Below are 26,794 nucleotides of genomic sequence, written 5' to 3'. Positions count from 1 at the left end.
CCCTGCCTAGTCTTCCCTGACCTCCACCAAGGGCACACTGGGCGCCGCCCCCGCCATGAACGTCGCCCGGTTCACGCTCAGCGAATCCTCCGCAAAGCGCACCGGCACATCGAACCGGTACCCCGCCGTCACCACCACCCCATCCCCCGCCGGTTCGTCCAGCATGACCACCCCGCCCGCGCCGGTCGCGAACGCCGCCGTCTCGATCCCGTCGACCGCCACCCGCACGCTCCCAGCCACCGGCCGGGTGATCCGCCGCGCGACATCGCCATATGTTTTCACCAGAGCGAACGCCTGCTGCGCGCCATCCCCGGTGCCGATCACCTGATCGAGCGGACCCGGCGCGCCTTCATCGTTCGAGCAGTCATCGAACGGATCGCGCAGCCGGAACCCCCGCGCCGGTCCCATCCGCGCGCGGTAAAACCCCAGCAGCGCCCGGATATCCGCCTCGCTCCGCACCCCAGGCCCGACATCGTACCGGGTCCGCGCCTGCGCCCAGGCTGCATTGCGCGCCTCATGTCCGCCCGCGCTGGTCAGGATCGCAGTCGACACCTCCGGCGCAACCTCCGCCTCGCGCCCAAGCGCAATCGGGAACAGCACATCGTCGAACGCCTGCATCTCATCCTCCTGGTCGAAGGTCACGAACCCATCGCGGATCACCTGCGGCAGCGCCCAGATGAACGTCGCCGCCACGCCCCGCGCCCGCGCCGCATCCGCCGCTGCAGCAATCCCGCGCCACTGCTGCGCATCCTCCGGGTTCAGCACGAACCCCGCGAAATAATGCTGCTTCTCCACCGGATAGCCCAGCCGCGCCTGCGCCAGCGCCACGCCGCGCGCGCTCGCGACGGCATTGCCCGCCGCCGCCCAGTCATAATCCTCCAGCTGCAGCACATCGAACACCGGATAGGTCCAGCCGACCGGCAAGTTCGCCCGCATCGCTTCCGGCGCGTCCCGGTCCAGCACCGTGGGCAGATAGGCGAGCAACAACAGCTGCGCCGCCGGAGCCACACCCCGCACCGCCGCGCCCAGCGCCGCCGTCGATGCCGCCAGCAACGCCCCCGCCGCGTCGAGCACATCGGTGTCGGGATCGCCCCGCACATTCTGCTCCGCCGGATCGCCCAATGCCGCCTTTGCCGCGTCGTCATGGATGCACAACTGGCCATCGGCCATCACCCACCACCATGGCTCGCCGACCTGAAACTTGACCGCCAGCCCCGCATCCTGCGCGATCCCGACAAATGCTGCCGCCACCGACTGCAGATACCCCATCGCCCCCACATGTGCCGGCGACAACAGGGTCGAGGGCGGCTCCCACCCCGTCAGGGCGGGCGATCCATCCGCCGCCCGCTGCTTCCAATCGCCCCAGCAATGCGCATCGAACAGCTCATAGGAGAGCGACCAGATCACGCCGAACCCCAGCGCCCTCGCCCGCGCCGCGAAATCGGCATGCCACGCGACACACGGCGCGTTCAGCGCCCCGCCGGCAAGGCTCGCAAAATAGCCGCCCGCCGCCGCCTCGAGCCGGAAATAATGGCTCATCCCGACATAATGGACGATGTCCCCGCGATACCCCAGTTGCAGCGCATTGCGCAGCAGCCGCGCCGGGGTCAGGTGATAGCTGTCGTCATAGCCCGAGCAGATCGACAGCCCATGTTCGGGCACCACCACGTCGCCGATCGCCAGCACCGCGCCCGGCCCCGCGACCGCGATCTCCGACAGCTCGACCCACCCCTCGACCGGCACCGCCAGCGCTGCGTCCTCACCGGTGTAGCCCGGCGGCACCAGGCTCACGAACATTCGGTCGACATCGCCCGCCCACACCGGATCGGCCTCGCCCGGCAGCACGAACCCGCCCGCAACGCTGGCAAAATCGAGGCTAACGACGCAATCCTCCGGCGTCCCCTGCGCATAGTTCCACAACCGCACATACCAGGCGCGCGGCACCCCCGCCGCATCGCGCCCCTCGATCGTCAGCACCGGTCCATTGACCGGATCCAGCGGCATCACCCCGCCGGATCGCCACCGAAAGCGCAACCGGCACCCACGATAATCCCGGCTGGTCTCATAGGACAGTAGCGGGTGGTCATGCCGATCCACGCTCTCCCAGATCAGCCCCGCCAGATCGTTTTGCCGATAGAATACCGCATCCACGCGGAGTGCGTCCGGCGCGGTGCCCACCACGCTCGCCATCATCGGCCGCGGAAAATTGACCGTCCAATAGGCCGGGTCAAAGCGCGAGATCACCCCCGCCGCCTGCACCGTCCGTTCGGACGTCAGCCAATATGCCATCTTAGGCCCTCCCCTTCTTCTCCCCTCCCGCTTGCGGGAGGGGCCGGGGGAGGGCCTGTCCACACGCACCCGCGCTCAACAGACACGCCCTCCCCTAACCCCTCCCGCAAGCGGGAGGGGGACACCCTCAATCCACCCCGTTGAGCGCCGCCTTCACCGCCCGCGCCACCTGCCGACTCGATTGCCGCAGCGCCCCGGCGGCCTCGGCGCCGCCCGATGCGTTGATCGTGATCGCCACCCGCACATCACGCCCGCCGCCCTGAACCGGCACCTCGACCCGCCCGCTGCTGGTCGGTACGAACAGCTCCGGCCCGCGCTCACCCACAACGTAACCGCGCCCCGGCGCCACCGGCCCCCCGGTCGCGCGGCCCGGCAGTCCGAACAGCCCTCCGATCGCCCCGGCAATGCCACCGTTGCCGAAGATCGCGGCCATCCCGCCACGCACCGCCTCCGCCGCAATCTCCGCCAGAATCTGCGACGCGACGCGCTTCAGATCCTCAAAGCCCAGTTTGCCCGTCCGCACCGCGCGCAACAGCGCGTTCTCGATCCCGCGGCCCGCACGATCCGCACCCGCCTGCAGCGGCCCGTCGATCACGGCGCGCATCTCCGCAACGTCGCGGGAAAAGCCCTGGGTGTCGGCGCGCACTCGCACCATCATGTGTTCGATCTCGTCATCCATCGGGAAACGCCTCCATCAGCTTTGAGATCGTGTCGCGATCGGGCGGCGCGACCGCCTCGCCCGCCGCCGCCCGCACCAGTGCCGCCAGTTCGTCCGGGGTCGCGTTCCAGAACAGCTCGGGCGTCCACCCGAACGCCACCCCCGCTTGCCCCGCCAACAGCGCGGCGCGCTCGGCGAACGACCTGCCCCGGGCCTGACCCGGGGTCACCGGCCCGCCAGGATCTGCCCGATCAGCACGCGCAGCGCAGGGGTCGCCGCGGCGAGTCCCCCCGCCGCCACCCCCTCGCCAAATGCCTCGCGGGTCAGCCCCTCGGGCCGTTCCTTCAGACAATGCCAGAACAAGGCGACCATCTCGCCCAGCCCCAGCCGCCCGTCCGCCGCCCGTTCGACCAGAGCGAACAGCGGCCCTACTTCCTGCTCCGCCGCTACCAGCGCACCGAACGACGGCCGCAGCACCAGTTCGACCCCCGCAACCCGCACCGCCGCCTCGCCCCGCGCCGCGTTGGCGCTCATGCCGACACCACCGGGCCACTGCTCTCCAGGTTCAGCGTGTAGCTTCGCTCCCCGTTGAAATCCCCGGCATAGTCCAGCCGCGTGACCAGGAACCGCCCGGTCATCGTCTCACCGCTCTCGAAACTCAGTCGGTAATCGTCGATCACGCCGCTCAGCGCATTGCCCCGAATCCGCGTTTCCGCCGCTGAACCGGTAAACACCCCCGCCGCCGACACGCTGACCGATCGCACGCCTGCACCCGACAGCAATTCACGCCACGCGCCGGAATCCTTCGACGTGATCGCCACCGCCTCGCCATTGACGCTCAACTGCGTCGTGCGCAGCCCCGCCACCGTCGCATAGGCAACCGGCGACCCGCCATCGCCCACCTTCAACAGGAACGCGCTTCCCTTCTCCACCGCCATCACCCGATCTCCCTCAAATCCCGCTCTGCAACATCCGCACCCGCCACTCGCTCGTCGCGACCCAGCGTCCCTCGCCCTTGCGCTCGATCCGCGCGCGCAGCAGTGCACGGCTCGCCAGCTGCCAGCCTCCGCCGATCCCGCGTGGCATCCCCGCCATCGCCGTCTCGACCTCGCCCGACAGCCGCCGCAGCCGCGCGGGGCTCTCCCCGGCATCGTGCAAGCTCACGACAACCCGCGCCTCGCGCCCGGCCATGTCCTTGGTGCCCCAGTCGGACAGCTGCGCCTCGCCGATCACCGCGTGCGGCGTCGCCGCGCGTACCGGTGGCGCATCGAAGATCGCCGCCAGCCCCTCGGCAAGCGGGGCATGTGCGCTGAGCGCCGCCCGGATCGCCTCCGCCAGCACCGCCGCCGCGCTCATCGCACCGCTCCAGCGTCCAGCCGCATCACCCGCCACGGTCGCCACAGCGCCGTCACCGCCGCCGGCGGCTGGCCATCGCCATCCATCCGCAGATGCGCCGCGAGCCGCAGGATGCCATGTCGCACGGGCTCCGGCACCGCGTTCCAGTCACCCGCGCTTCCCGCAATGTACGTGACCGCGACCCGCCCGGCGCCGGACAGGCAGCGCATCCAGCCGCGCCCGCCCGCATCGATGTCGATGCTGTAGGCTTCGGGAGCCAGCGCAACGTCGCTCCCGCCGGGCGACAACGCATGAACCGCCGTCACCGCGCGCACCGGCGCGACGCTCAGCGCCTGCCATTCGGCGCGCGTCGACAACGTCTCGCGCAGGGTCCGCTCCAGCAGCGGCGCTCCGATAAATCCCTCGCACATCTCGGTCGCGATGCGCAGTTGCGCCGCCAGGGCGGCATCGCCCTCGGCGCCGTCGATCCGCAGGAACGCGCGCAGCTCGGCCAGCGCGACGGGGGCCGCCTCGGGCGGCACGATCGTCTCGATCATCACCGCTGCTCCACCCGCACGTCCAGCGTGCGCGCATCGCGCCGGCCGTCGCTCCACGTCACCAGGTTGGTCAGGCGATAGACCAGCCCCGGCCGCCCGCCCTCGACCGTCGCGGCACATCGCGTCCCGCTCGCCGCCTCGGCCACCACCGCCAGTCCGCCATCGTGCGCGGGCTCGACCGCCCAGCCGCTTGCGCTCAGTCCGGCAGCCCCGGCAACCGCCGCCCAATCGATCGCATAATCCAGCGTCGCCGCCGGATCCTTCAGAAAGACGCCCATTGCTCGCCCCCTTTTCCCAAGAAAAAAGGGGCGGCCCCCCGGACCGCCCCTCCATCGTCTCCATGTTGCCGTGCTTCAGTCCGGGCGCACGACGCGCGCCTTGTCCTCGGCCCGGACGCTGTGCCCGTCGGCGCCGGCCTCCACCTGCGGATCGGCACCGATGTCCGCATGCGCCAGTCCGGCCAGGCGGACCTGCCGGGCCTGGAATTGCCCGCTGCGCCGCACGGCGCTGATCGCACCGCCGCCGATGCGGCGGCGCGCGATCGCTGCTCCGCGCCGCGGGCTTACCATGCGGCCATGATCCGCCAGTCGGTGCCGTCGCTCACGACGACGCCCTTGTTCGATCCGCTACCCGCCGCGACGCTGCCGGTCGTGGTGGCGTTCAGGTCGGTCACATAATGCAGTGCGCCCGCGCCCGCCGCCGAAGCCGACCCCGCACCCGAAACGGTCGCGCCGGGCAGCTTGGGGGCCTTCATGAACTGCGTTTGCAGCGTCGTGAAATTGATGCGGATCGCGTCGGCGACTGCCACCCCCTGCGCCTGCTGTCCGATGGCGAAGGTGTCGTCGGAACGCAGGGTCATGCCCCAGCGCTTGAAGTCCGTCTGGCGGAAGAAGTCGAGATAGAGGTTTCCGTTACCGACAATCCTGCCGCCACAATTGCCGCTGGCATGGGGATTGCGGACGCTGAACCCCTCGAACCGGGTCGAGGCCGACACTTCGCCTTCGAAACCGGTCGCCGAACCGGTGATCGAATTGACGTTCAGATACACCAGCCGCGCGCCATTGGTGAATCCGGAAACCCCCGTGAGCGCAAGCACCGACTGGATGTTCAGCGGGTTCAGTCCTGCCGCCACTACCGACGAGTAGATCGGCTGCCCGATCTGCAAATGATTCTGGGCGCTGATGAACGGCAAAGGCAGCCGCGAAGTGCCGGCGGCGTTGGACTGATACATCCAGGGCGTGCCGTTACCTTCGCGGTTGATCCGAACCTGATTGGACAGGAAGATCGACTTGTCCCCGCTCGACGTGCCGCTGAATGCAAATGTGACGTGGACGTTGCGATATCCGTCAGCAAAGGTGTATTTCGCGCCCGTAAAGCTGACGCCGGAATCATAGCCCCAATCGTCGTTGTTGAACGGGGCATAGACGCTAATCGGTCGATACTCGATCCCGCCCGATCCGGTCGTGTGCATCGCGTGATGGAATTCCGACCCATCGATCCAGCCACCCGGATTGGCCGGATTGGCCGTCGGCACCTTGAACCTGCTTTCGATACGGATCGACGGCCCGCCCTTGGTCGTGTCGATGGGCGCATAGCTGGTATTGAGGTTCCAGCTCAGGCCGAACACGTTGTTGGTATATGCCGGCTGCCCCGGATACTGCGTGTCCGCGGGATACGGGTTATATGAGAAATTCAACCCGAACCGGACGCTCGACGGCTCGCCGCCCCCGGTCCCAGCGGGCGAATCGTACACGACGCCCTCCTGTGACCATCCCGCGTTGATGTCCGGCGGCGTCTCGGTCTCGATCGTGTAATGCGGCGCCGACAGTCCGTCCGCGCCGGTAATCTGGTTCAGGAAATCGGTGACGGTCAGTCCTTCATTGCCCGGAATTGCCTGCCACGCGGCGAACACGTCATGGGCCTGCACGGTCTGGTAGAATTCGGCCGCCACGGTCAGGGCGACCGTCTTGGTCCCGGCGGGAAGATCGACGGCGCTGGTCCCGTCGGACGAAACAATCGGCGCCCGTTCGATCGTCCCGCTGACATAGGTGCCGATCCCGACTTCGAACACGCTCGCATCGGTGGGCGACCCGTCGATGCTGTAATAGAACTGGTCCCCCTCGCTCAGCACGGCGGCAAAGCTGCGCGATCCATCGACCGCCCCTCCCGGCGTAATTGCGCCGGTCCCCGTGGTCGTCGTGGTTTCCTCGACCAAATCTGCGTAAATCAGCTCTGCCATCTATCTGCTCCCGCGGTGGTAAAGTCGGAACTGGCCGGGGCGCCCGCATCGCCCCGACCCAACTGTATCAGCCATGCAACGAACGGCACAATTACGATGATTTTCGCACCGCTAACCGTGCCGCGCACGTTGACGAAGCCGCGAACTTCAGCAGCTTGACCCCGCTCCGTCAGGAGGCGGAAAACTTCATGACCTTGATGGCCTCGCTGTTCGTCACCGCGCCGCCGACGCGCTTGGTCGCATAGAAATGCACGAACGGCTTGTTGCTGTAGGGGTCGCGCAGGATCTGCGTCTCGCCACGCTCGGCGATCAGATAGCCCGCCTTGAAATTGCCGAACGCGATCGACAGCGAATTGGCCGCGATATCCGGCATATCCTCGACCTCGACCACCGGATAGCCCAGCAACGTCGCCGGCTGCCCCGCGCTCAGCGACGGCTGCCACAGCAATGCGCCATCGCTCGTCTTGAACTTGCGGATGCGCGCCAGCGTTGCCGAGTTCATGCACCACACCGCCCCCTGCCGGTACGGCGGCCGCAGCGCCTGAACCAGGTCGATCAGCTTTTCCTCGGGATTGGCCGCAAACGCGCCCGCCGCACCCGACACGATATGCTGCAGCGTCCCGAACGCCCGCACGTCATCACCGGTCGCCGCCGTGGCATAGGTCAGGAACCCCTTGGGCTTGTTGGTCCCGTTGCCGCTCACAAACGCCGCCCCCTCGGCCCGCGCGAACTCGCGCGCGATCTCGTCGGCCAGCCACGCTTCGACATCGAACGCGGCATCGTCCAGCATCGCCTGGCTCGCCGCCGGATTGGCGAACAGGTCGCCCATCGGCGGGGCGATCTCGTTGAACACCGGCGTATCGGTCTCGTCGCGCGCCGCCGTCTCGCTCGCCCAGCCGGATTCGGTCCCGCCCGACGCGACCAGCTTGCGGTATCCCGCGCTGCCCACCGTCACGACATTGGCGATGGCGCGGATCGGCGAGATGCTCGCCAGCGTCGCATCGATCAGCGCGTCGATCTCACGCGGCACGGCGTAGCCGCCCTCGGCCCCGCTCGTCCCCGACAGCGCCTTCATCTCCAGCGCGCCGCTCCCGCTGCGCAGGAACCCCTCGAACGCCGCGCCCGTCACACTGCGCGCGCCGCTCAACATCGGCCGCGCCACCGGCACCCCAGCCGCTTCCACCGCCTCGAACGACTGTTCGAGGACATCCGCCTTCGTTTCCATAGTCTTCTCCCACCAGTAAAAAGTCCTCCGCGCCTGCCCCGGCGAAGGCCGGGGGAACGGGGAGGGGGACCATCGCAAAGCGATGGTGGAGGGGGCCCGCGTCAGGCGAACCCCGTCGTCTCAGAAAATGAATAGGCTATGCGCCATATTCGCGCCCATGCGGGCCCATCCACGATCCTGTATCGTTAGGACCGCGACGCACCGTCACGCCGGGAATTCCAAATGTCCAAACGATCGACCAGAAGCTGGATGAACGCCGGATTCGATGCCTGGTCGCTCGGCTGGGAGTCCGCCGCCGTGATCGGCCTGCGCGCAACCAGGATCGCCCAGGGCGGCCCCGAAGCGCAGCGCGAGGCCGAATTGATGATCTCCGAAAAAATGACCGCCGCGTTCGAACTGCAACTGGCGATGATGACGGGCGCGATGGGCATGAGCCCCGCAACCACCACGCGCAAGGCACTCGCCCACTACCGCCGCAAAGTCCGCGCCAACGCCCGCCGGCTACGCTAAATATCTGTCGCTAACGCATGCACCCGCGCATGCTGCTGCATCGGCCGCGCCACCAGACTCACCTCGCACAGCTCCAGCGCCTCGATCTCGCGCCACCGCCCCTGCCGCGCCTTGACGGTGCGATACCCAAAGCTGAGGCCATTGACCGCGCCCCGCGCCACCAACGCCGCCAGCTCCGGCGCATCGACCCGCGCCGTCACGCGCAACCCGCGCGCATCCTCACCGATCGCCTCGATCACCCCGACCGGATCCCCACGATGCTGCCACAGCAGCGGCACCCGCCGCACCCGCGCCCCGAACGCACCGGCCCGGATCACATCGCCGCCCCGGTCCGGCACATCGAACACTGCGGCGTAGCCCGCGAACCGCACGCTCACTTCCCCACCCCCCAAAACCCCAGCTTCACCGCCAACCCCACAACCAGCAGCGCCAGCAGCATCCGCACGACCCATCCCGCGACCGCCTTCACCGCCGACCGTTTCGCATCGCGCCACGCCTCCAGCAGCTCGCGCAACTCGCCCATGTCCTTGCCGGCATGCGGATCGTCGAGCCCCAGCCGCGCCAGCGCCCGGCTCGCGCCCAACTCGCCCGCTTCTTCCGCCACCGCACGCAGCGTCGCCATGTCCGCCCCCTCGGCCGACCCTTGCGCGATCAGCTGCGCCAGCAGCTTGCCGTCCACCGGCGCACTCACGCCCCGATCCCCTGGCCAATCTCCGCGCCGATCCCCAGCATCGCGCGCTTCTCGGCATCGCTCAGGAACTCCGCCCCGCTGACGCTGCGCCACAGCCGCTCGCGGTCGTCCGCCATCGCCGGCACCTTGTCGACCGCGACCCACAGCCGCGCATCCGGAAACCACGGCGACAGCCCCTGCGCCAGTTCGGTCAGGATCTTGTCCGCCAGCGGCAGGATCGTCATCCGCCACACCGCCTTGTTCGCCTCGCGATAGTTCGCATAGCTATTGTCGCCGGGCAGGCCGATCAGCATTGGCGGCACCCCGAATGCCAGCGCAATCTCGCGCGCCGCCGCCGCCTTCAACCCGACAAAGTCCATGTCCGCCGGCGTCAGGCTCATCGCCTGCCACTTCAGCCCGCCCTCCAGCAACATCGGCCGCCCGGCATTGGCGGCCCCGGCAAAGCCCGCCTCCATCTCGCTCTTGAGCCGCTCGAACTGGGAAGGCGACAGCGCGCTCCCGTCCCCAGGCTCATACACCAGCGCCCCCGAGGGCCGCGCCGCATTGTCGAGCAACGCCTTGTTCCACCGCGTCGCCGCATTGTGGATCGCAATCGCCCCCGACGCCGCGCCCAGGCAGCCCAGCCCATAATGATCGTCGACCGGGTTGAACGCCTTCAGATGCACGACCTGCGGCCGCCCCGCCGCGTCCTCCGCCGCGATCGTGTTGACGCTCGCGCCGACGCGATAGCGATAGCCGACCGGCCACCCCCCGGCGTCGGTCTCGACACTCACCCGCTCGGGCCGCAGCGCAAACAGCTCCGCCACACCCCCCGCACCATCGCCAAGGAGCTGCACGAAAGCATTCCCATGCAACAGCAACTGCGCGGCAATCGTCGCCCCCAGTTCCTGCCCCTGGCTCCGCGCCGTGATGAGCTTCAGCAGCGCCGCATCGCTCGCCGCGACCGGCGCGGCCGCCACGCTCTCAGCGATGATCTTCACCGCCCGCTGCGCCACCGGATTGGCCGCATAACCGGCCCGCACCTGCGCCTCATAGCTCTGCGGCCACTCACCCAGCACCGCGCCCGCGCCCTGCCCACGCGCCAACACCGGACGCGAACCCTCGCGCCCGGACTTCCGCCCGAACCATTTCATAAAAATTCTCCGCTAAAACTCCCCTCCCGCTAGCGGGAGGGGCTGGGGGAGGGCGCGCGCGTCTGCGCGCCTAAAAGACTCTTACCGCTTCTTTCCGAACCAGATCACGTGCCGCGGACCTTTCCCGTTGGAACGCGCCCGCACCTGAACCTCTTCCACCGCAAAGCCCGCATCGCGCATCCGCCGCGAAAAGGCCGGGTCCGGCCCCGCCGACCACACTGCCAGCACCCCGCCCGGCGCCAGCGCCGTCCGCGCCTTCTCCAGCCCGCGCATCGTGTACAGCCCGTCATTGGCATCGCGCGTCAGCCCGTCCGGCCCATTGTCGACGTCCAGCAGGATCGCCTCCCAGCTCCCCCGGCTGCGCGCAATCTCCGCACCGACATCGCCCATCACCAGCTGCGTGCGCGGATCATCCAGGCACCCATCGGCCAGTTCCGCCATCGGCCCACGCGCCCAGTCGATGATGCCGGGCACCAGTTCGACCACGCACGCCCAACCCTTCGGCCCCAGCCGCCTGAGCGCCGCGCGCAGCGTAAACCCCATGCCATATCCGCCGATCAACAGCCGCGCATTGGCCGGATCGCTCAACCGATCCAGCGTCATCTCCGCCAGCGCCTCTTCCGATCCGCTCATCCGGCTCGACATCAGCTCGTTGCGCTCGAGCATGATGATGAAGTCACGCCCATGCCGCACCAGCCGCAACGGCTCCCCGCCCGGCACCTCGGCCACGCCGATCACTTCGCGAGGCGTCATCTCAACTCCATGTAAAACTGAGGACGCTCTCGCCCTCGAGCAAGCCCGAGGCGCTGAACCGCCGCTCGGCAATCCGCCCGCGCCCCAAATGGTCCACCGTCACCACCGTGCTGCACCGCGTCCCATAGATCGGATTGCGGATGAACACCGGCGAGTCCACCGGCTCATACGGATCGGGCTCGTACCGCTCCGCCGCCCCCGCCGGCCGCTCGTCCGCCAGCGCCGCGAACAGCTTCTCCATCGACGCGCTGCCTTCCTCCAGCCACGCGGTCAGCGCCATCTGCACCCGGATCGTCTTGGGCCACAACGTATCGAACAACCCGTTCGACAGCCCATGCATCCCCCGGCTCAACGGCCGCCGCACCGGATCGGGCCGGTTCGACAGATAGAGCGGCCCGTCGCGATCCACCGCGATCAGGTTGAACGGATTGTAGGCGTCCAGATCCTCCGGCTCATGCCCCGCGAGCATATCGGTCACCAGCCCCCCGCGCGACAACCGCGCCGGATCAACCGCCTCGCCGCGCACATTGGTCACCGCCGCCAGCCGCCCAGCCTCGTTCACCGCCAGCCAGGTCCCCCCGGCCTCCAGATCGCGCCCGCCGATCACCGGCCCCTTGGCCATCCAGCGCGACAATGGCGCGGTCGCGCGCGCATGCCGCTCGTCACGGTTCCCCGCGGCGACCAACAACCAATTGGGATGCATCCCCCACGCCAACGCCAGCACGCACATGGGAGCGTGGCTTAGCGAGGGGCGAACGCATCGCCTAGAGCCGATCTCACGGCTTGCGCACCCCGACCTCCCCCTTCCATCCGAACACCAGCTCCCACGCCGCCCATACCAGCGCGTCCGCGCGATCCGGCGAGCGCCCCGGCCCGGCATAATCGCCCCCGCGCACCAGTCCGCACAGCTCGTCCTCCAGCGCCGCGAACGGCTCGGCATGCCGCACCTGCCGTCGCTCGTACAGCGCCGCCACCGGCTCCGCCCGCGCCGCCTTGCCCCGGCTCGCATGGACCAGCCGCACCGGCATCGCCACCGCCGCCGCGCGCAGCACGCTCTCGACCATGTCGCCGCCCTGGTTCTTCTCCGCCACCACGCGATCCGCGCCATGCCGGTCGGCACACGCCGCCACCGCGAGCGCCCAGCCCTCGGGCGACAGCCCCGCCACGCTCGCATCCTCCAGCACGCACAGCCGCCCCGCGCCATCGATCGCCACCGCGACGATCCCGCACGCATCGCCCTCCGCGCTCGCCGGCGGATCGACCCCGACCACCACCCGCACTGGCGCATCCACCGCCACGTCGCGCGCCGCCTCGATCATCGCCCGCGTCCACAGCGCGCCCGGCACATCGCTCAGCAGTTCGCCGTCCAGCTCCTGCCGCCCCAGTCGGGTGCCGCCATATTCGGCCTCCATCGCCGCCACGAAACTCACCGGCAGATGCGGATTGTCCCGCGTCCTCCCCCGCGTCTCGACACAGCCCGGCAGCGCCATCACCCGCCGCATCAACCGCGTCGGCCGCGGCGTCGTCGTCACCAGCACGCGCGGCCGATCCCCCAGCCGCAATCCCATCGTCAGGTTATCCCAGGCTGCATCGCCCCGGCGCCCCCATTTGCCCAGCTCATCGGCCCAGGCGGCATGATGCTCCGGGCCGCGCAGCCCTTCCGGCGACTCCGCGGAATAGGCGAACGCCACTGCCCCCGACGGCCAGTGCAACTCGCGCGCGCTCGCCTTCCACACCGGGCGCCGATCAACGCGCGCCGTCGCGATCAGCCCCGACTGCCCCTCGATCATTACCCGCCGCACTTCGTCCAGGCTCGCCCCGACCAGCGCAAAGCGCCCCTCGGGCACATCCACCGCCAGCTGGTTGACCCATTCGCTCCCCGCGCGCGTCTTGCCAAAGCCACGCCCGGCACGGATCAGCCATACCCGCCAGTCCCCCGGCGGCACCAGCTGTCCGCCATGCGCCCACAGCTTCCACCGCGCCAGGAACTCGCGCCGCATCGGCTTCGTCATCCCGCGCACCGCATGGCCGCGTTCTTCATCGGGCAGCGCGATCAGTCGGTCGATGAGGGCGCCGATCTCCGCATCACTCGCCATCGCGCGTACCCTCCACCCGCGCGACGTGATCGATCACAGCATCGCGTGCCAGGACCGGATCGCCAGCGCCCGCATCGTGTGTCAGCAACCCGGCCTTGCCCACCTCGACCTGCGCCGCCCATTCGGCCTCACGCGCGCGCCGCATCTCGATCGCCTTGAGCCGCTTGAGCAGCATCGCATCGGTTTCATCGGGTCGCGCATATTGCGGGCCGCCCCCACCTTTGCGCGGTTTGCCGGAAGCGTTGCGGTGCAGGACCAACAGCTTCATCGCCGTCTCCAAACTGACCGGTCCCAGATTGCTGTCGACGCCTGCTCCCAACGGCTCGTCCGGCCCCCTGCCCGCCAGGACATGACCGACCACGCGCGTCTCCAGCATCTGGTAGCCGAGCGCGAGCGCCTCTTCCCACGCCTCGGCAAATTTCGGCTCACGACGACGCAGCGTGTAAACCGATCCGGGGATCACCCCGATCACCGCCGCCGATTCCTTGACGTTGCACGTGGCAGCGAGGTGATCGAGAAACGCCTCACGCATCGCCTTGGTCCAGCGGATCCATTTGCGCTTCTGATCGAACGGCGCATGCACCGGATCGGTATAGGCGCGTCGCGTCCCCATCCCACATCTCCCCAACGCAAATCGGGCCGACAGGCGTCCCCGCCCCGGCCCGACTTCACTCAATTTCCAGTTCCCCAAAGATCGCACTCAGCGGCCCGATCGCCGCGACTCGCAATTCTTCAGCGTTCCTGTTATGTACCGAATGAGCGTGACGATGTCAAGCACTTTGTTCCCATTTGGTTCGTCATTCACTCATCGCCGGTTCATCGCGTCTGTGCCATGCTGCCAGCATGACCCACCGCCCCGCCCTGCTCGCCCCGCTGGCCCTCCTCGCCACGGCCCTCCCAGCCACCGCACAGGACGCTGCCCCGGCGGCGCCCGCCGCCAAGGAGGCCAGGATCCCCTTTCCCTCGATGATCCGCGACTTCCGCGCCGATGGCCGCGACGCGATCTACCTGCGCGCGGGACGCCAATGGTATCGCGGCACCTTCCTGGCTCCGTGCCAGGAACTCCCCTGGGCATGGCAGATCGCCTTCAAGCCGTCGGGCGGCGCCGGCGGCATCGACCGTTTCGCCAGCATCATCGTCCCCCGCGAAGGCGAATGCCGCCTCGCCTCGCTGGTCAAGATCGACGGCAAACCCCCGGAACGCGCGAAGAAGCCGGCCAAGCCAAAGGACTGACAGGCCCTGCCCCAAGGGCATGGGGCTGTGGGGTGAGCGCCCCAGCCGCCTCCCCAACAATCGTCATCCCGGGCTTGTGCCGGGACGGGGCCGCCTTGCGCACCACGAAGTCCGACCGCAACGCAAGGCCCGACGAAGCAACCGCCAGAACGCCAACACACCTCCTCCCGTCATGCTGAACGTGTTTCAGCATCCACCCCACCGCACGCGACTGAGCCGCTGGGGGCGACAGAGGCCCAGAACACACGGGGGATGACCGGCATGGCGGCATTTCGGTGGGACGCGGACCCGCGCTCCGGCTAGGTTGAAAACAGGCCACAAGCCGAGGTCAAGGTCGAGCGGAAGCTGCCAATTTGCGGGTGGTGGCGAACAAAGGAAGTCACGCCCCTCGGGGCGGCCATTGAAAATCGCGTTGCCCACCCGCCCTGCAAATCACGACAGGAATAGACGACCGCGCGCCCCTGTTCGCCGACCCGCCGGCATGAATGCGCCGCCGTTTCCCATGTCGCTTTTCCAGTGGGTGGCTTCGAAATCGAAATCGGAAAAATGACGCAATCGCGGTTACGCTGCCCGCACTGCTCGACCGTGTGCGTAACGCGCCCATGCGGCGTCATGACCGAAGCCGTAGACAGATCCCGAGCAATTTTCAGTGCATGTTGAGCAGAGCGTGGTCCGTCTTCCGGCTGGTAAACCGCCAGCGAGGGGCCATTACAGGTCTTGGGCCGGGGTTGCTCGTTCGAACAGCTGACCAGGCATGTCAGGATCGGCGCGCTGATCAACCATGGCCTCCGCATCGCACGAGGTTGTCTCAGTTTCGGGGGGGTCCGCAACGGGTTCCGAGAACTTCCCTACTGGCCCCCCGGCCCCCACGCCCCCGCCGCCGCCGCCGCCGGAATAACCCACCGCCCCCGCGCCGGATCGACGCGCCCTCCGGCCTCCTCGACCACCGCGCGATCGACGATCGCCAGCGCCCGCGTCCCCATCGCCACGAAATCGTCATACCCCTCGTTCGCAAACCCCTTGCGCGTACGATGGATATGGAAACGCCCCGACAGCTTCCGGCCGAACGCAGCCTCGATCCGCGCGCGCCCCATGATCGACCCGATCAGCCCGCCCCAGGTCGCGGTGGGATTGTCGGAATCCCATCCCGCCAGCGTGCCGATCCGGACCGTCTCGCGCAGGTCGCCCTCGCCATAGAAATAACTGACCAGCCCCGCGGCAAAGTTGATACCCCCCGCAAAACAGCCATTGCAGTAGAGCTTGCGCGCGGAGAGGTCGTAGCCATCGGCCATCTCGACCTGATAGCGGCGATAGACCGCGTCGCGCGCCGCTTCCCAGCGCACGCCGCTCTCATATTGCGCCAGGACGAAGCGGTACATTGCCAGCGGATAGCCACCCTCGGGCAGAACCCGGCTCGCCTGCGCCGCGATGGCGCGCAATTGCGGACCCAGCGGTTGCGCCGGATCGACCTGCGCCGACAGCGCGTGGAGTACGACATGGAAGCGCGAAATGTCGGCGGCGGCGCCCCGCGCCGTGGTGCGGATCGGCAGGTCGGCCATGCGCAGCGCAATGTCGGGGCGGCCCGGCGCGAACAGGCCGAAAATCTCGGTCGACAGCTGCGCGTCGATCATATCGATATGCTCGTTGCGCGCGGGGTCGGAGGTGTCGGGCGGCAGCACCCCCGCCAGCATCAATTCGTGGGCGCGCTGGTTCGAAACCCACAGATAATTCTGGTTGCCGGTTTCGTCCTTGCCGTACGGGGTCGGCTGTTTCTCGTCATAGATATGGTCGATCCACGCCTGCCGGATCTGCTGCGGCGTCAGGATGCTGGCGCGGTGCTTCAGCAGCGCCTCCTGATAGATATATTCGATATCGGTATCGTCATCCGCGCCCCAGCTTTCGCCCGGTCCGCGCAGCACGAAATCGATCGTCGGCGAAATCGGGCTGGGCTTGGTCGGGTCAAAGATGCTCGGCTGGTCCGGCTTGCCCCAATCGTCACGCGTGTAGAATTTGCCATGCGGCCCGTCGCCGCCGATCTTGTCCATCTCGGTGACCAGCCCGGTCCAGTTGGCAATGCTCTGCCCCAGCCAGAACCCCTCCATCCGCCGGGCATAGGCGGCGCGGTCGATCTCAAGCGCCGCGGGCTGCGCCGCCGCCAGCTTGGGTGCAGGCTCGCGTGCGGTGGTCGCACAGGCGGACAGGCACAGGGCCAGGGCGGGCAGCGTCAGGCGGCGCAACAATCACTCTCCTCGAACCGGGGGCCGGGGTGTGGCGCCCCGCATCGTCCTCCCCCTATGCGGGCTGCGCGCCGCCGTCGAGGCGTCAGGGCGCTGCGATCGCCGCCGCCCAGGCCGCGACCTCATCGTCGCGCCGCCGCACTACGGTCAGCGCGCCCACAGCGCCGGTCGCCGGGTCGATCTCGATCACGCCATCCCACTCGAACGTCGCATTGCCCGCGATCGTCACCGCGTTGCCCCCCGCCGCCCCTTCGGCCCGCGCGCGCACCCGGCCGCCGGGGTTGAACACCGTCAGCCACTCCCCGAACGGCAACCGCCCGGTCAGCCCCGCCGCATGCACTGACCCCGCCATCGCGGTCCCGCACGCATTGGTCAGCCCGACCCCGCGCTCGAATGTCTGCACGAACAGGTCCGCGCCGCGCAGCTCGACAAAGCTCACATTGGCGCGATCGACCAGCAACGCCGGCCCCGCCTCGCACCACTGGCCCAGCGCGACCAGCTCATCGACGTCCACCCGCTCGACGAACGCGATCAGATGCGGGTTGGGCATCGCCAGCGCGGTAAAGGCGCGGTCGCTCGGCAGTTCCGGCACCACCGCGTCGATCACCGGCGCGGCAACCCGAATGCCCACCGCCCCCGGATCGGTCGCCACCGGCCCCACCGTCTCGCGCACGGTGTAGACACCCGCCGCCAGCTCCGCGTCGCGCGCCACCTGCGCCCCACTCGTCTTCAACCGCACCCGCGCCGCATCGATCCCAAGCGCCTCAAATCCCGCACGCGCCACGCACCGCAGCCCGTTCAGACACGTCTCCGGTTCGGAACCATCCGCGTTCACGACCCGCATCCCGAAATCGGAAGCGCCATCCCCGCGCGTCAGCAACAAGATCCCATCCGCCCCGACCGGCCCCGCACGGTCGCTCAACGCGCGCGCAATCCGACCCCAGCTCGCATCATCCAGCTCAACGGCGCGCGCGTCCAGATAGCAGAAGTCGTTGCCCGACCCGTGACATTTCGAAAAGTGCAATTCCATGTGATGACATCTACGTCACTGCAATCCGCGCGCAACTGCAGTTCCGCTTGCCCGCTGCAAACCGCCACTGGCGCGACTGCGGCCAAGCTGCCACAAGGTCCGCGATGGACGGCATCCTGTTCCTCGCCGTGGTCGCACTCGGCATCGTCGCGATGGTGCAGGCCCAGCGGCTGCGCGCCCTCACCCGACGGGTCGATTTGCTCGAACGCAGCCCGCGGGCAGAGCCGCAGCCGACGCGTGTGGCGGAACTCGCGCCGCCGCCGCGTCCAGCCCCCACCGCCATTACGCCGCCGGTCAAACGTGCAGAAGCCCCTCCGCCCCCGCTAGAGCCCGAGCCTGACCGCCCCAGCCTCGAATCCCTGATCGGCGCACGCCTGCCCGTCTGGATCGGTGCGGTCGCCTTGGTCGTCGCCGGCTTCTTCCTCGTCCGCTACGCCGTAGAAATCGGCCTCCTCACCCCAGCAGTCCGCACCATCCTCGCCGCGCTCTTCGCCATGATCCTGGTTGGCGCCAGCGAGGCCGCCCGCCGCATCCCCACTCTCGCCGAAGACCCTCGGATCGCTCAGGCGCTGGCGGGTGCCGGCACCGCCAGCAGCTACGCGACGCTCTACATCGCCGCCGCGCTCTATCAGCTGATCGGCCCGCTCCCTGCCTTCGCGCTGATGATCGGCGTCACTGCGCTCGGCCTATTCCTCGCATTGCGCCACGGTCCACCCACCGCCGTGCTCGCGCTCGCCGGAGGCTTCATTGCCCCGCTTGTCGCCGGGTACGACGCTGCCGGCATCGGACCGCTGCTCGCCTATCTCGGCCTGTTCACCGCAGCGCTGTTCGGCCTGGCCATTCACCGGGGCTGGGGCTGGCTCGCACTCGCGGCAACGGTCGTCGGATTCGGCTGGGTCAATTTCCTGCTCGTCGCGCTGGAGCCGACCCGCCTCACCGGACCCGCCGCCTTCGTCATCGCGCTCGCACTCGCCGCGACGCTCGCCCTTCCGCGCGCTGGCGTCACCAGCGCGTGGCTGCGCACCGCACCGCTCGTCGCTGGCCTTATCCAGCTGCTGATCTTCGCCCCCGCGCTCAGCTTCGACGGATTTGCGTGGAGCTTCTACCTCGTGCTCGCTGCCGCCGCGCTGTTCCTCGCCTGGCGCGACGCACGCCATCTTCCGGGCGCGCTCGCCGCGCTCGCCCTGTCGCTGGTCCTGCTCGCTGCCGCGCTGGTCGCGCCCGATCATGGCGCGACTTTCATCGCCGCGCCGGTCCTCGCGCTCCTGTTCGCCGCTCCCGGCCTGATCCTGCTCAATCGTGGGCGCAGCTGGGCGATCCTCGCGCTCGGCGGCATCGCCGGGCCGGTGCTGCTCGCGAACCTGCTCGAGCCTTCGCACCTAACCGACTGGCAATGGGCGGGCCTCGAGCTCCTCGCCGCCGCGCTCGCCTTCAGCGTCAGCTGGCGCCGCCGCAGCGTAATCGACAGCCGTGACCCCGGCCTGATCGGCGGCGCGCTCGCAGCGGCGATCCTGTGCGCCACCGCGCTGGGGCAGCTGGTTCCGCTCGCATGGCTCGGCAGTGTCTTTGCGTTCGCCACGCTTGGCCTCGGCCTCTGGGCGCGCCGCACCGGCGACCGCGCACTGCTCACCCTACCTGCGTTCGGCATCGCTGCCATTCTGACCGCTGCGTTTGATCCGCTGGCCGACTACCTCGTGCTGATCGCGCAGTCGCTCGCGGGCGAGCGCCTGACAGCCCCATTCCTGCCCGACCTCGCCGACGGCTTCCGTGCGCTGCTTCCGCTGATCGCCCCGGTCGCTTTGCTCGCCCGCGATGGCCGCCATTTTGGCCCATTGCGCAAAGCCGTCCTCAGCACCGGCCTCACCATCGCGCTGCTGCTGCTCTACCATCTCGCCAAGCTCCCGCTCGCCATCACCACCGAACCGCGCTTCGACAGCCTCGGCTTCGTCGAGCGTGCCCTGATCACCCACGCGCTGTTCGCCGCCGCCTTCGCGCTCCGCACCCGCAGCCCCGCCATCGCGTTGCCGCTGTTCGCGCTCGCGCTCGGCCGCCTGCTCTGGTTCGACCTGCTCGTCCTCAACCCGGTCTTCGTCGCTCAGCAGGTCAGCCTCTTCCCGCCCGCGCTGCATGTCGCGCTGGCCGGCTTCTGGCTCTACCGCTTCCTGCCCCAGCCGCTGGCGACCCGCGCCGCCATCGCCGCCGCGCTGCTCGCCACCCTCGCCGCGGTCCGCCAAGCCGCGCATGGCGGCATCATAACCGGCCCGATCGGAACGGGAGAAAATTACGGTTACTCCGCCGCCCTGCTCCTCCTCGCGCTTGGCGGACTGACGCTGGGTATCCGCTCAAGCAGCCGTGACCTGCGCCTCGCCGGGCTTGGCCTGCTCACCTTCGTCACGGTCAAGGTGTTCCTGATCGACGCCGCCGCGCTCGACGGCCTGCTCCGCATCCTGTCCTTCCTCGGCCTTGGCGTCGCGCTGATCGGGATCGGCTGGGTCTATCGCCGCTTCCTCGCGGCGCGACCGAAAGCGTCAGTGGCGAACGCCTGACCCCGGCGGCATCCTGGCCTCACACCAACAGGAGGCCCAGATGACCAAGATCGTTCACATCGTCGACCCCGCCGAAACCGACATCGACGCGGCGCGCACCATCGCGCTGTCGGGTGAGCTCGCCAGCTACGCCCGCGCCGCGCAGGATCCGCTGGCGATGGTCGAGGCGGCCAAGCTGCTCGCCGCCCTTCCTCGCACTGTCTTCACCCCCGGGGCGACCACTGCCGCCGCTCTCTATGCCGAAGCCCGGCTGCTCGCTCGCAGCGACCGCGCAATGCTGGCCGAGATCGATGCGGTTCAATATGGATATGCCCGCCCTGCGCGCGGCAACTGTTATGCCGCCGACAGCTGGGTCGTCCGCTATCGCGGCAACGGCATCGGCCTGTCCGCCACTCCCGCAGCGCAGGTCCGCTTCCGCGTCGGCGCGCCGGTCTGGACCGGACCACGCCCCGCCAACGCGGCCTGATCCGATGCGCGCCGCCCTTCGCCTGCTCGCCATCGCGCTGACCCTGACCGCACTGCCCGTTCGTGGCGAAGATCGTCCGCGCCCGATCACCGGGAATGAGATGCGCGCCGAGGCCCGGTCGCTCGCGGCAGGCGACCCCCAGCTGCTCGCCGAGGTTGCCGAGGCCGAGGCGGAGGCTGCACGCGGCGTGCTCGGTGCCGGCCCCAGCTCGATCCGCCAGACCGTCCCCGCCGGCGCGACATGGTCGCTCCCGATCGCCCGTAGCGCCGATGCCGCAGCGACGGTTGCCATCCGCCGGATCGGCGCGGCCCCAGTGGCACTCACCATCCTCGACACGGCGGGGCGACAGCTCTGTGTGGATAACAGCGGCAGCGCGCTGCTCACCTGCCGCATCGCTGCAGGCGGCGGCCCGCTGGTCGTCCGCGTCGCCAATCGCGGCGGCGACGCGACCGATGTGCTGCTGCTCTTCAACTGAACCCGTCACGGCAGGCGGTAATGATCCGCCACCCGGTCGAGCGCGAGCGTGAGCACCAATCGTCCTGCACGCGCTGGCCAGGCCAGCGCCTTTTCCGCCGCCGGGACGCTTTCCCCAGCGCAGATCACCCGCCACAAAATGTCGGCCAGGCCCCGCCCGGCTGCCTCGATTGCGGCGTCGAACCGGCGTTTCGCCGCAATCTGCGCTTCGGTCGGATCGAGCCCCGCTCCCGGCACGGCACCGCGCCGGCCAGACGGTGCCAGATTCCACCGCATGGTGACGCGCGGGCCGAGCGCCGCCATCTCGTAATCGTCGCGCAGCCGCTCGCCCGCTTCGAATTGTCTCGCATCCACCATGTTCCGTGCCCGTAGCCAGGCGAGCGGCGATTCGGCGTCATTGACCGTAACCCGCCGCCCCGTCCGCCGCGCCGGGGCGTGCCGCACCACATGGCCGCCCTCGATCGTGCGCTCGACCAGTTCCCGCATTTATTCTTCCTTCGCTCGATTGCGAATCGGACTTGCCATAGCGTCACGCTTGTAGGAAACACGCTTAACCGTATCGGTTATTGGGAGCCGCCATTGATCACCGCGATCCGCGAAGTTCGCCGCGCCAAGGGGCTGACGCTGGAGGAGGTCGCGCAACGCTGCGACCCGCCCACAACGGCGCAGACGATAGGGCGGCTGGAAACGGGCACCCGCACCGTATCGGTGGTCTGGCTCAACCGCATCGCCGCCGCACTCGGGGTCGACGCCGCCGATCTGGTCCGCTTGCCCGACCGGCCCGACATCCCGGTCGCCGCCAACCTCGATTCGGGCGGGGCCCACGCTCTTCGCCGCCCAGCCACCGTGGTCCCGCCGGTTACCGAGCCGGATCTGGTGGCGGTCATGGTCACCGGCGGCATCGGCGATTACCGCGCGGGCGACGAAATCTGGTGCCACCGTCTGGCGCCTGCCGATTTCGGTCGCGCACTCAACCGGGACGTATTGATCCCGCGTCCGACAGGCCGCTTCCTGTTCGGCCGCCTGATCGCACATGAGGGCGAAGGGGGACGGCTCAATATCCTTCCGCTCGGCCCCGGCGCGCGGCAACAGGTGGTCGCCGACCCGCCCTGGATTGCCTGTGCCACACGGCTGGTGCGATCGCTCTAGGTACAGCTTCTGCGTCGCCGATCGGCGGCCGCCATGCGCATTTCCCCGTATCTTGCCTCAGGCCGTGCGCAGGCGCATGGTTGCGTTCGTCCTTTTAGGGGAGGGATGCTCATGCACTATCTGACCGGGCTCGTACTGGCCCTGTTCGTCGCGTCGCCTGCACTTGCCGATGAGTGGGACTTCGTCCTGACCAACGGCACGGGCAAGTCCATCAAGATGATCGAAATCGCGCCGACAGGATCGGCGGACTGGAAGCCGGGGCTGGAGGAAGAGACAGCGCGCCGTTCGCCGGTGATCAAGCCGGGTGCGAAGACGACTGTGCGGTTCGACCGTCCTTCCAGCCAATGCCGCTTCGACCTGCGCGCGACCTTCGAAGACGCCACGACGATGGTCTTCAGCAGCGCCAATGTCTGCGACAACAGCTATGTCACATTGAAGCTGACCGGTGGCAAGCCGTCGATCAGCGCCAATTGAGCTGGTGCAGCGACTGAGCCGAATTCCGGTGGATATGGTGGGCGCTGACGGGCTCGAACCGCCGACCCTCTCGGTGTAAACGAGATGCTCTACCAACTGAGCTAAGCGCCCGGACCGCGCCCCGATAGGCGTAACCGCCGCGCGCGTAAAGACGTGCGATGGTTTCCATCGCGCAGCCAAATCGGCTAGCGGGCGCGGATGACCAGCACGCCCGTCTTCACCCGCTTTGCGCCCAGCCCCACCGGCCGTCTTCATGTCGGCAATATCCGCACCGCGCTCCACAACTGGATGTGGGCGCGCAAGCATGGCGGACGCTTCCTGCTGCGAATCGACGACACCGATGCCGAACGGTCGGATGAGGCGTTTGTCGACGCAATCCGCACCGACCTTGCCTGGCTCGGCCTCGTCCCCGATGGCGAGGCACGCCAGTCGCAGCGCTTCGCCCTCTATGAACGTCGGTTTGCCGAACTGGTCGCGGCTGGCCGCGTCTATCCCGCCTATGAAAGCCAGCAGGAACTCGAGCTGAAGCGCAAGATCCAGCTCGGTCGCGGCCTGCCGCCAATCTACGACCGCGCCGCGCTGGCGCTGACCGACGCCGATCGCGCCGCACTGGAAGCCGCCGGCACGCGCCCGCACTGGCGCTTCAAGCTCGACGATAGCGCGCCGATCGAATGGACCGACCTGATCCGCGGGCCCCAGCGCTTCGATCCCGCGACGATGAGCGATCCCGTCATCCGCCGCGCCGACGGGTCGTGGCTCTATCTCCTGCCATCGGTGATCGACGATATCGACATGGGCATCACCCATGTCGTGCGCGGCGAGGATCACGTGTCCAACACCGCGGCACAGGTACAGATGTTCGCCGCACTCGGCGCCACCCCGCCCGCCTTTGCGCATGAAGCACTGCTGACCGGGAGCGAGGGGAAGTTGTCGAAACGCCTTGGCTCGCTCGGCTGCGATCATTTCCGCGACACGGGGCTGGAGCCACAGGCGATCATCGCGCTGCTCGCGCGGCTCGGCACCAGCGATCCCGTCGAGCCGCAGGCCGATCCCGAGCCGCTGATCGCCGGGTTCGATTTCGCCCGTTTCGGCCGCGCGCCCGCGCGGTTCGACGAAGCCGAACTGGCCCAGCTCAACGCCCGCATCGTCCATCAGCTGCCCTTCGCGGCCGTCGCCGATCGGCTGCCGGAGGGCATGGACGCCGCCGCGTGGGATGCGATCCGCCCGAACCTCGAAACCGTTGGCGGTGCCGCCGAATGGTGGCAGGTCGTTGCCGGACCCGTCGATGCCCCCGCCGATCCCGAGGATCGCGCCTTTCTCGCCACCGCCGCCGATCTCGCCGCAACGCTCGATTGGAGCGCCGACCCCTGGCACGCGTTGACCGGCGCGCTCAAGGATGCGACCGGGCGCAAGGGCCGCGCGCTGTTCCACCCGTTGCGCCGGGCACTGACCGGGCGCGACTCGGGCCCGGACATGGCGGCGCTGCTTCCGCTCATTGGGCGTGATCGCGCCGTCGAGCGCCTGCGCGGCTGAACGGATTCCCGTCCAGCCCGCCGGTTTCCTTCCCCCCGCACGCCCCGATCCGCCGAACGAAAAGACATTTGCAAGGTTTGTGTGATGGTATATCATCCATCGACCGGCACAGACCGGAATGATGGAGAGCCTGTCATGCACGCAAACCGCTACCAGCCAGCCGCTTCACGCCCCGCCAGTGCGGGCGCCTCCCTCCTCGTGCTCGCCGCTGTCGGCTTCGGCGCAACCCTGGTCGGCCCGACCATCGTTCCCGGCCTGCTCCCGGAACCGCCGATCTTCGTGACCAACGTCCCGATCGATCCGCCCAAACCGACTCCGCAACCGCTGCCCAAAAAGGATGCGGTGGTAAAGCAGCAGACGACACCCCTGCCGCACCAGCCCACCCCGATCGTCAAATCGAACGGCGCGGCGGATCCGATCGGCGCGACTCCCGACTTCACCGAAACCACGATGGATCCCCCCGGCCCCGTCGGCCCGGCTTCGGGCGGCACCACCGTCGCCGATCCGCCCAAGCCACCGGTGATGATCGGCGCCACGGTCGATCCGCGCTACGCCGATGCGCTTCAGCCACCCTATCCCAATTCCGAAATCCGCGCTCAGACCGAGGGCAAGCTGGTTGCGCGCGTGCTGGTCGGGGTCGATGGGCGGGTCAAGGCGATCGAGATCCTGCGCACCCCCAGCAAGGGCTTGTCCGAGGCGACCCGTCGCCATGCATTGTCCAGATGGCGGTTCAAGCCCGCGACCCGCGACGGCATCCCTTATGAAGACTGGATGACGATGACGCTGAGCTTCAAATTGGTGGATTGAGCGGGGCTGGTCGGGTGGCTCCAAAATCCCTATCTTGGCGGCCATGAGGTTCTTCAAACCCGATCGCCCCGTTTCGACGGTCGGCGCGCTGGCGGATTTGCGCAACGTGCTGCGAATCCGCCACCGCTATCAGGTCTGGTTCTTGGTCGCTGCGGCGGTCACGACCGGCCTGATCCTGTTCGGTTTCTACAAGGACAGCTATTTCGAAAAACCGTACAAGCGCGAGATCGTCTATTTCCAGAATTGGCGTGCCGACCGCACGCTCGACGACATCATCGCGCAGCAGAAGATCGACGAACCGATCCGCAAAAAGAAGCTGGCCGAGGAAAAGGCCAAGGCTGAAAAGAAGCGGCTCGAATACAAAAAGATCGACGACAAGCTGAAAGAATACGGGATTTGAACCATGCCGCGTGGATGGGTGCCGCGCTCGCGCTGGGCGAGCGTGCGCGCGGCCGCACCGCGCCAAATCCCAATGTCGGCTGCGTCATTGTCCGCGACAATCACGTCGTCGGACGCGGCTGGACGCAGCCCGGCGGGCGCCCCCATGCCGAAGCGATGGCGCTGGCACAGGCGGGCGAGGCCGCGCGCGGGGCAACCGCCTACACCACGCTCGAACCCTGCGCGCACGAGTCGGCACGCGGCCCGGCATGCACCGACTCGCTGATCGCTTGTCGCGTAGCGCACGTCGTCATCGCCCTGCGCGACCCCGACCCACGCACCGACGGGCGCGGCATCGCGCGGCTACGGGAAGCGGGGATCGCCGTCACCACCGATATCCGTTCCGCCGACGCGGCGCGCAGCATGGCCGGCTTCCTTACACGGCGCGCGCACGGTCGCCCGGCGGTGACGCTCAAGCTCGCAACCTCGCTCGACGGCTGCATCGCGCTCGCCGATGGGACAAGCCGCTGGATCACCGGCCTCCGCGCCCGCGCGCACGCCCATCTCGAACGCGCGCGACATGAGGCGATTCTGGTCGGCCGCGGTACGCTCGACGCCGACGCGCCAAGGCTCGACGTGCGCCTTGCCGGCCTGGAAGACCGCACCCCGCGCCGGATCCTGCTCTCGGCCAGCGACGCGCCCGGATGGACTCGTATTGCCAGCGCGAGAGCGATCGCCGACCTCGACGGTGTCGACCACCTCCTGGTCGAGGGCGGCGCACATACGGCCGCCGCATTCCTGCGCGCCGACCTCGTCGACCGCCTCCTGCTCTACCGCGCGCCGATCCTGCTGGGCGGCCGACCCGGTCTCGCCGACTTGGGTCTTGCGACGCTCGATCCCGCGCATGGCCGCTGGAACCTCCACGATGCACGCATGCTTGGCAGCGACCGGATCGAGGTCTACGAGCGCGCCAGAGGATAG

General features: G+C 68.7%; 32 protein-coding genes and 1 tRNA gene. 11 read left to right on the top strand and 22 right to left on the bottom strand.

The features are described 5' to 3' along the window. Positions 1-6: 6 nt before the first annotated feature. The 11 genes from ACO05N_RS05665 to ACO05N_RS05615 all read right to left on the bottom strand — a co-directional run bounded on the left by ACO05N_RS05665 (position 7) and on the right by ACO05N_RS05615 (position 8,303). Positions 7-2,289, bottom strand: coding sequence for a DUF2460 domain-containing protein (locus ACO05N_RS05665; protein ID WP_422056198.1), 2,283 nt, complete (start codon positions 2,287-2,289; stop codon positions 7-9). Positions 2,290-2,416: 127 nt separating this feature from the next. Further along, on the bottom strand, positions 2,417-2,968 hold the full coding sequence (locus ACO05N_RS05660; protein ID WP_422056197.1) for a tail tape measure protein: 552 nt from the start codon (positions 2,966-2,968) through the stop codon (positions 2,417-2,419). Then, the gene (locus tag ACO05N_RS05655; RefSeq protein ID WP_422056196.1) at positions 2,961-3,176 is read right to left on the bottom strand and encodes a phage tail assembly chaperone; all 216 of its coding nucleotides are present in this window, start codon (positions 3,174-3,176) and stop codon (positions 2,961-2,963) included. Before ACO05N_RS05655 ends, ACO05N_RS05660 begins: the two co-directional genes overlap by 8 nt. Beyond that, a complete protein-coding gene (locus ACO05N_RS05650) occupies positions 3,173-3,481 on the bottom strand; it encodes a gene transfer agent family protein (RefSeq protein WP_422056195.1) in 309 nt (102 codons plus the stop codon). Before ACO05N_RS05650 ends, ACO05N_RS05655 begins: the two co-directional genes overlap by 4 nt. After that, positions 3,478-3,885 carry a phage major tail protein, TP901-1 family gene (locus ACO05N_RS05645; protein ID WP_294017498.1) on the bottom strand — a complete coding sequence of 136 codons (408 nt, stop codon included), beginning with the start codon at positions 3,883-3,885 and terminating at the stop codon, positions 3,478-3,480. The genes ACO05N_RS05650 and ACO05N_RS05645 overlap by 4 nt, the downstream gene beginning before the upstream one ends. Before the next feature lie 13 nt (positions 3,886-3,898). Beyond that, the gene (locus ACO05N_RS05640) at positions 3,899-4,303 is read right to left on the bottom strand and encodes a DUF3168 domain-containing protein (RefSeq protein ID WP_422056194.1); all 405 of its coding nucleotides are present in this window, start codon (positions 4,301-4,303) and stop codon (positions 3,899-3,901) included. After that, on the bottom strand, positions 4,300-4,839 hold the full coding sequence (locus ACO05N_RS05635; RefSeq protein ID WP_422056193.1) for a head-tail connector protein: 540 nt from the start codon (positions 4,837-4,839) through the stop codon (positions 4,300-4,302). Before ACO05N_RS05635 ends, ACO05N_RS05640 begins: the two co-directional genes overlap by 4 nt. After that, a complete protein-coding gene (locus tag ACO05N_RS05630) occupies positions 4,839-5,117 on the bottom strand; it encodes a hypothetical protein (protein ID WP_422056192.1) in 279 nt (92 codons plus the stop codon). The genes ACO05N_RS05635 and ACO05N_RS05630 overlap by 1 nt, the downstream gene beginning before the upstream one ends. A 75-nt stretch (positions 5,118-5,192) precedes the next feature. After that, positions 5,193-5,408 (bottom strand): hypothetical protein, encoded by a 216-nt coding sequence (locus ACO05N_RS05625; RefSeq protein ID WP_422056191.1) that lies wholly within the window; start codon positions 5,406-5,408, stop codon positions 5,193-5,195. After that, a complete protein-coding gene (locus ACO05N_RS05620) occupies positions 5,402-7,078 on the bottom strand; it encodes a hypothetical protein (RefSeq protein WP_422056190.1) in 1,677 nt (558 codons plus the stop codon). Before ACO05N_RS05620 ends, ACO05N_RS05625 begins: the two co-directional genes overlap by 7 nt. Before the next feature lie 169 nt (positions 7,079-7,247). Then, positions 7,248-8,303 carry a phage major capsid protein gene (locus ACO05N_RS05615; protein ID WP_422056189.1) on the bottom strand — a complete coding sequence of 352 codons (1,056 nt, stop codon included), beginning with the start codon at positions 8,301-8,303 and terminating at the stop codon, positions 7,248-7,250. 249 nt (positions 8,304-8,552) lie between these two features. On the opposite strand from ACO05N_RS05615, the gene ACO05N_RS05610 reads away from it, so the two are divergent. Beyond that, entirely contained in the window at positions 8,553-8,813 is a 261-nt protein-coding gene (locus ACO05N_RS05610) for a hypothetical protein (RefSeq protein ID WP_422056188.1), read from the top strand. Here the strand turns inward: ACO05N_RS05610 and ACO05N_RS05605 are convergent. From ACO05N_RS05605 to ACO05N_RS05575, 7 genes are all read right to left on the bottom strand, one after another. Further along, entirely contained in the window at positions 8,810-9,190 is a 381-nt protein-coding gene (locus ACO05N_RS05605; RefSeq protein ID WP_422056187.1) for an HK97 family phage prohead protease, read from the bottom strand. The genes ACO05N_RS05610 and ACO05N_RS05605 overlap by 4 nt on opposite strands. After that, positions 9,187-9,435 carry a DUF6127 family protein gene (locus ACO05N_RS05600; protein ID WP_224922245.1) on the bottom strand — a complete coding sequence of 83 codons (249 nt, stop codon included), beginning with the start codon at positions 9,433-9,435 and terminating at the stop codon, positions 9,187-9,189. The genes ACO05N_RS05605 and ACO05N_RS05600 overlap by 4 nt, the downstream gene beginning before the upstream one ends. Before the next feature lie 65 nt (positions 9,436-9,500). Next, positions 9,501-10,637 (bottom strand): phage portal protein, encoded by a 1,137-nt coding sequence (locus ACO05N_RS05595; RefSeq protein WP_422056186.1) that lies wholly within the window; start codon positions 10,635-10,637, stop codon positions 9,501-9,503. Positions 10,638-10,718: 81 nt separating this feature from the next. Continuing rightward, complete coding sequence (locus ACO05N_RS05590; protein WP_422056185.1) at positions 10,719-11,390, bottom strand: spermidine synthase; 672 nt, start codon at positions 11,388-11,390, stop codon at positions 10,719-10,721. Between the two features lies 1 nt (position 11,391). After that, the gene (locus tag ACO05N_RS05585) at positions 11,392-12,120 is read right to left on the bottom strand and encodes an NRDE family protein (protein ID WP_422056184.1); all 729 of its coding nucleotides are present in this window, start codon (positions 12,118-12,120) and stop codon (positions 11,392-11,394) included. A 46-nt stretch (positions 12,121-12,166) separates the two neighbouring features. After that, entirely contained in the window at positions 12,167-13,486 is a 1,320-nt protein-coding gene (locus tag ACO05N_RS05580; RefSeq protein WP_422056183.1) for a DNA-packaging protein, read from the bottom strand. Continuing rightward, the gene (locus ACO05N_RS05575) at positions 13,476-14,099 is read right to left on the bottom strand and encodes a hypothetical protein (RefSeq protein WP_422056182.1); all 624 of its coding nucleotides are present in this window, start codon (positions 14,097-14,099) and stop codon (positions 13,476-13,478) included. The genes ACO05N_RS05580 and ACO05N_RS05575 overlap by 11 nt, the downstream gene beginning before the upstream one ends. Positions 14,100-14,329: 230 nt before the next feature. Between ACO05N_RS05575 and ACO05N_RS05570 the strand changes: the two genes are divergently transcribed. Continuing rightward, positions 14,330-14,719 (top strand): DUF6491 family protein, encoded by a 390-nt coding sequence (locus tag ACO05N_RS05570; protein WP_422056181.1) that lies wholly within the window; start codon positions 14,330-14,332, stop codon positions 14,717-14,719. Positions 14,720-15,567: 848 nt separating this feature from the next. Here ACO05N_RS05570 and ACO05N_RS05565 read toward each other — a convergent pair. Together ACO05N_RS05565 and dapF are read right to left on the bottom strand one after the other, a co-directional pair. Further along, a complete protein-coding gene (locus ACO05N_RS05565; protein ID WP_422056180.1) occupies positions 15,568-16,956 on the bottom strand; it encodes an ADP-ribosylglycohydrolase family protein in 1,389 nt (462 codons plus the stop codon). Between the two features lie 85 nt (positions 16,957-17,041). Next, on the bottom strand, positions 17,042-17,986 hold the full coding sequence (gene dapF, locus ACO05N_RS05560; RefSeq protein ID WP_422056179.1) for a diaminopimelate epimerase: 945 nt from the start codon (positions 17,984-17,986) through the stop codon (positions 17,042-17,044). A 104-nt stretch (positions 17,987-18,090) separates the two neighbouring features. Here dapF and ACO05N_RS05555 point away from each other — a divergent pair, with 104 nt between their 5' ends. Genes ACO05N_RS05555 through ACO05N_RS05545 form a run of 3 tightly spaced genes read left to right on the top strand, consistent with a single transcriptional unit; the run spans position 18,091 to position 21,473 of the window. Continuing rightward, the gene (locus ACO05N_RS05555) at positions 18,091-20,532 is read left to right on the top strand and encodes a DUF2339 domain-containing protein (protein WP_422056178.1); all 2,442 of its coding nucleotides are present in this window, start codon (positions 18,091-18,093) and stop codon (positions 20,530-20,532) included. A 40-nt stretch (positions 20,533-20,572) separates the two neighbouring features. After that, on the top strand, positions 20,573-20,998 hold the full coding sequence (locus ACO05N_RS05550; RefSeq protein WP_422056177.1) for a hypothetical protein: 426 nt from the start codon (positions 20,573-20,575) through the stop codon (positions 20,996-20,998). Positions 20,999-21,002: 4 nt separating this feature from the next. Then, positions 21,003-21,473, top strand: a complete 471-nt coding sequence (locus tag ACO05N_RS05545; RefSeq protein WP_422056176.1) for a hypothetical protein — start codon at positions 21,003-21,005, stop codon at positions 21,471-21,473. Between the two features lie 5 nt (positions 21,474-21,478). On the opposite strand, the gene ACO05N_RS05540 is transcribed toward ACO05N_RS05545, so the two are convergent. Then, a complete protein-coding gene (locus tag ACO05N_RS05540; protein ID WP_422056175.1) occupies positions 21,479-21,958 on the bottom strand; it encodes a DUF6456 domain-containing protein in 480 nt (159 codons plus the stop codon). Positions 21,959-22,051: 93 nt separating this feature from the next. On the opposite strand from ACO05N_RS05540, the gene ACO05N_RS05535 reads away from it, so the two are divergent. After that, positions 22,052-22,621, top strand: coding sequence for a helix-turn-helix domain-containing protein (locus ACO05N_RS05535; protein ID WP_422056174.1), 570 nt, complete (start codon positions 22,052-22,054; stop codon positions 22,619-22,621). A gap of 111 nt (positions 22,622-22,732) precedes the next feature. After that, positions 22,733-23,095, top strand: coding sequence for a hypothetical protein (locus ACO05N_RS05530; protein WP_422056173.1), 363 nt, complete (start codon positions 22,733-22,735; stop codon positions 23,093-23,095). A 35-nt stretch (positions 23,096-23,130) separates the two neighbouring features. Here the strand turns inward: ACO05N_RS05530 and ACO05N_RS05525 are convergent. Then, positions 23,131-23,206: transfer RNA gene (locus ACO05N_RS05525), tRNA-Val, on the bottom strand. 87 nt (positions 23,207-23,293) lie between these two features. Between ACO05N_RS05525 and gltX the strand changes: the two genes are divergently transcribed. The 4 genes from gltX to ribD all read left to right on the top strand — a co-directional run bounded on the left by gltX (position 23,294) and on the right by ribD (position 26,794). Beyond that, positions 23,294-24,628, top strand: coding sequence for a glutamate--tRNA ligase (gene gltX / locus ACO05N_RS05520; protein ID WP_422056172.1), 1,335 nt, complete (start codon positions 23,294-23,296; stop codon positions 24,626-24,628). Positions 24,629-24,763: 135 nt separating this feature from the next. After that, a complete protein-coding gene (locus ACO05N_RS05515; protein ID WP_422056171.1) occupies positions 24,764-25,435 on the top strand; it encodes an energy transducer TonB in 672 nt (223 codons plus the stop codon). 43 nt (positions 25,436-25,478) lie between these two features. Then, on the top strand, positions 25,479-25,835 hold the full coding sequence (locus ACO05N_RS05510) for a hypothetical protein (RefSeq protein ID WP_422056170.1): 357 nt from the start codon (positions 25,479-25,481) through the stop codon (positions 25,833-25,835). Between the two features lie 14 nt (positions 25,836-25,849). Beyond that, positions 25,850-26,794: a bifunctional diaminohydroxyphosphoribosylaminopyrimidine deaminase/5-amino-6-(5-phosphoribosylamino)uracil reductase RibD gene (ribD, locus tag ACO05N_RS05505; RefSeq protein WP_422056169.1), complete on the top strand. Its 945-nt coding sequence runs from the start codon at positions 25,850-25,852 to the stop codon at positions 26,792-26,794.

The organism is Sphingomonas sp. (assembly GCF_965227385.1).
In the GTDB taxonomy this organism is placed as follows: domain Bacteria; phylum Pseudomonadota; class Alphaproteobacteria; order Sphingomonadales; family Sphingomonadaceae; genus Sphingomonas.
This window is presented reverse-complemented; position numbering and strand designations above follow the sequence as displayed.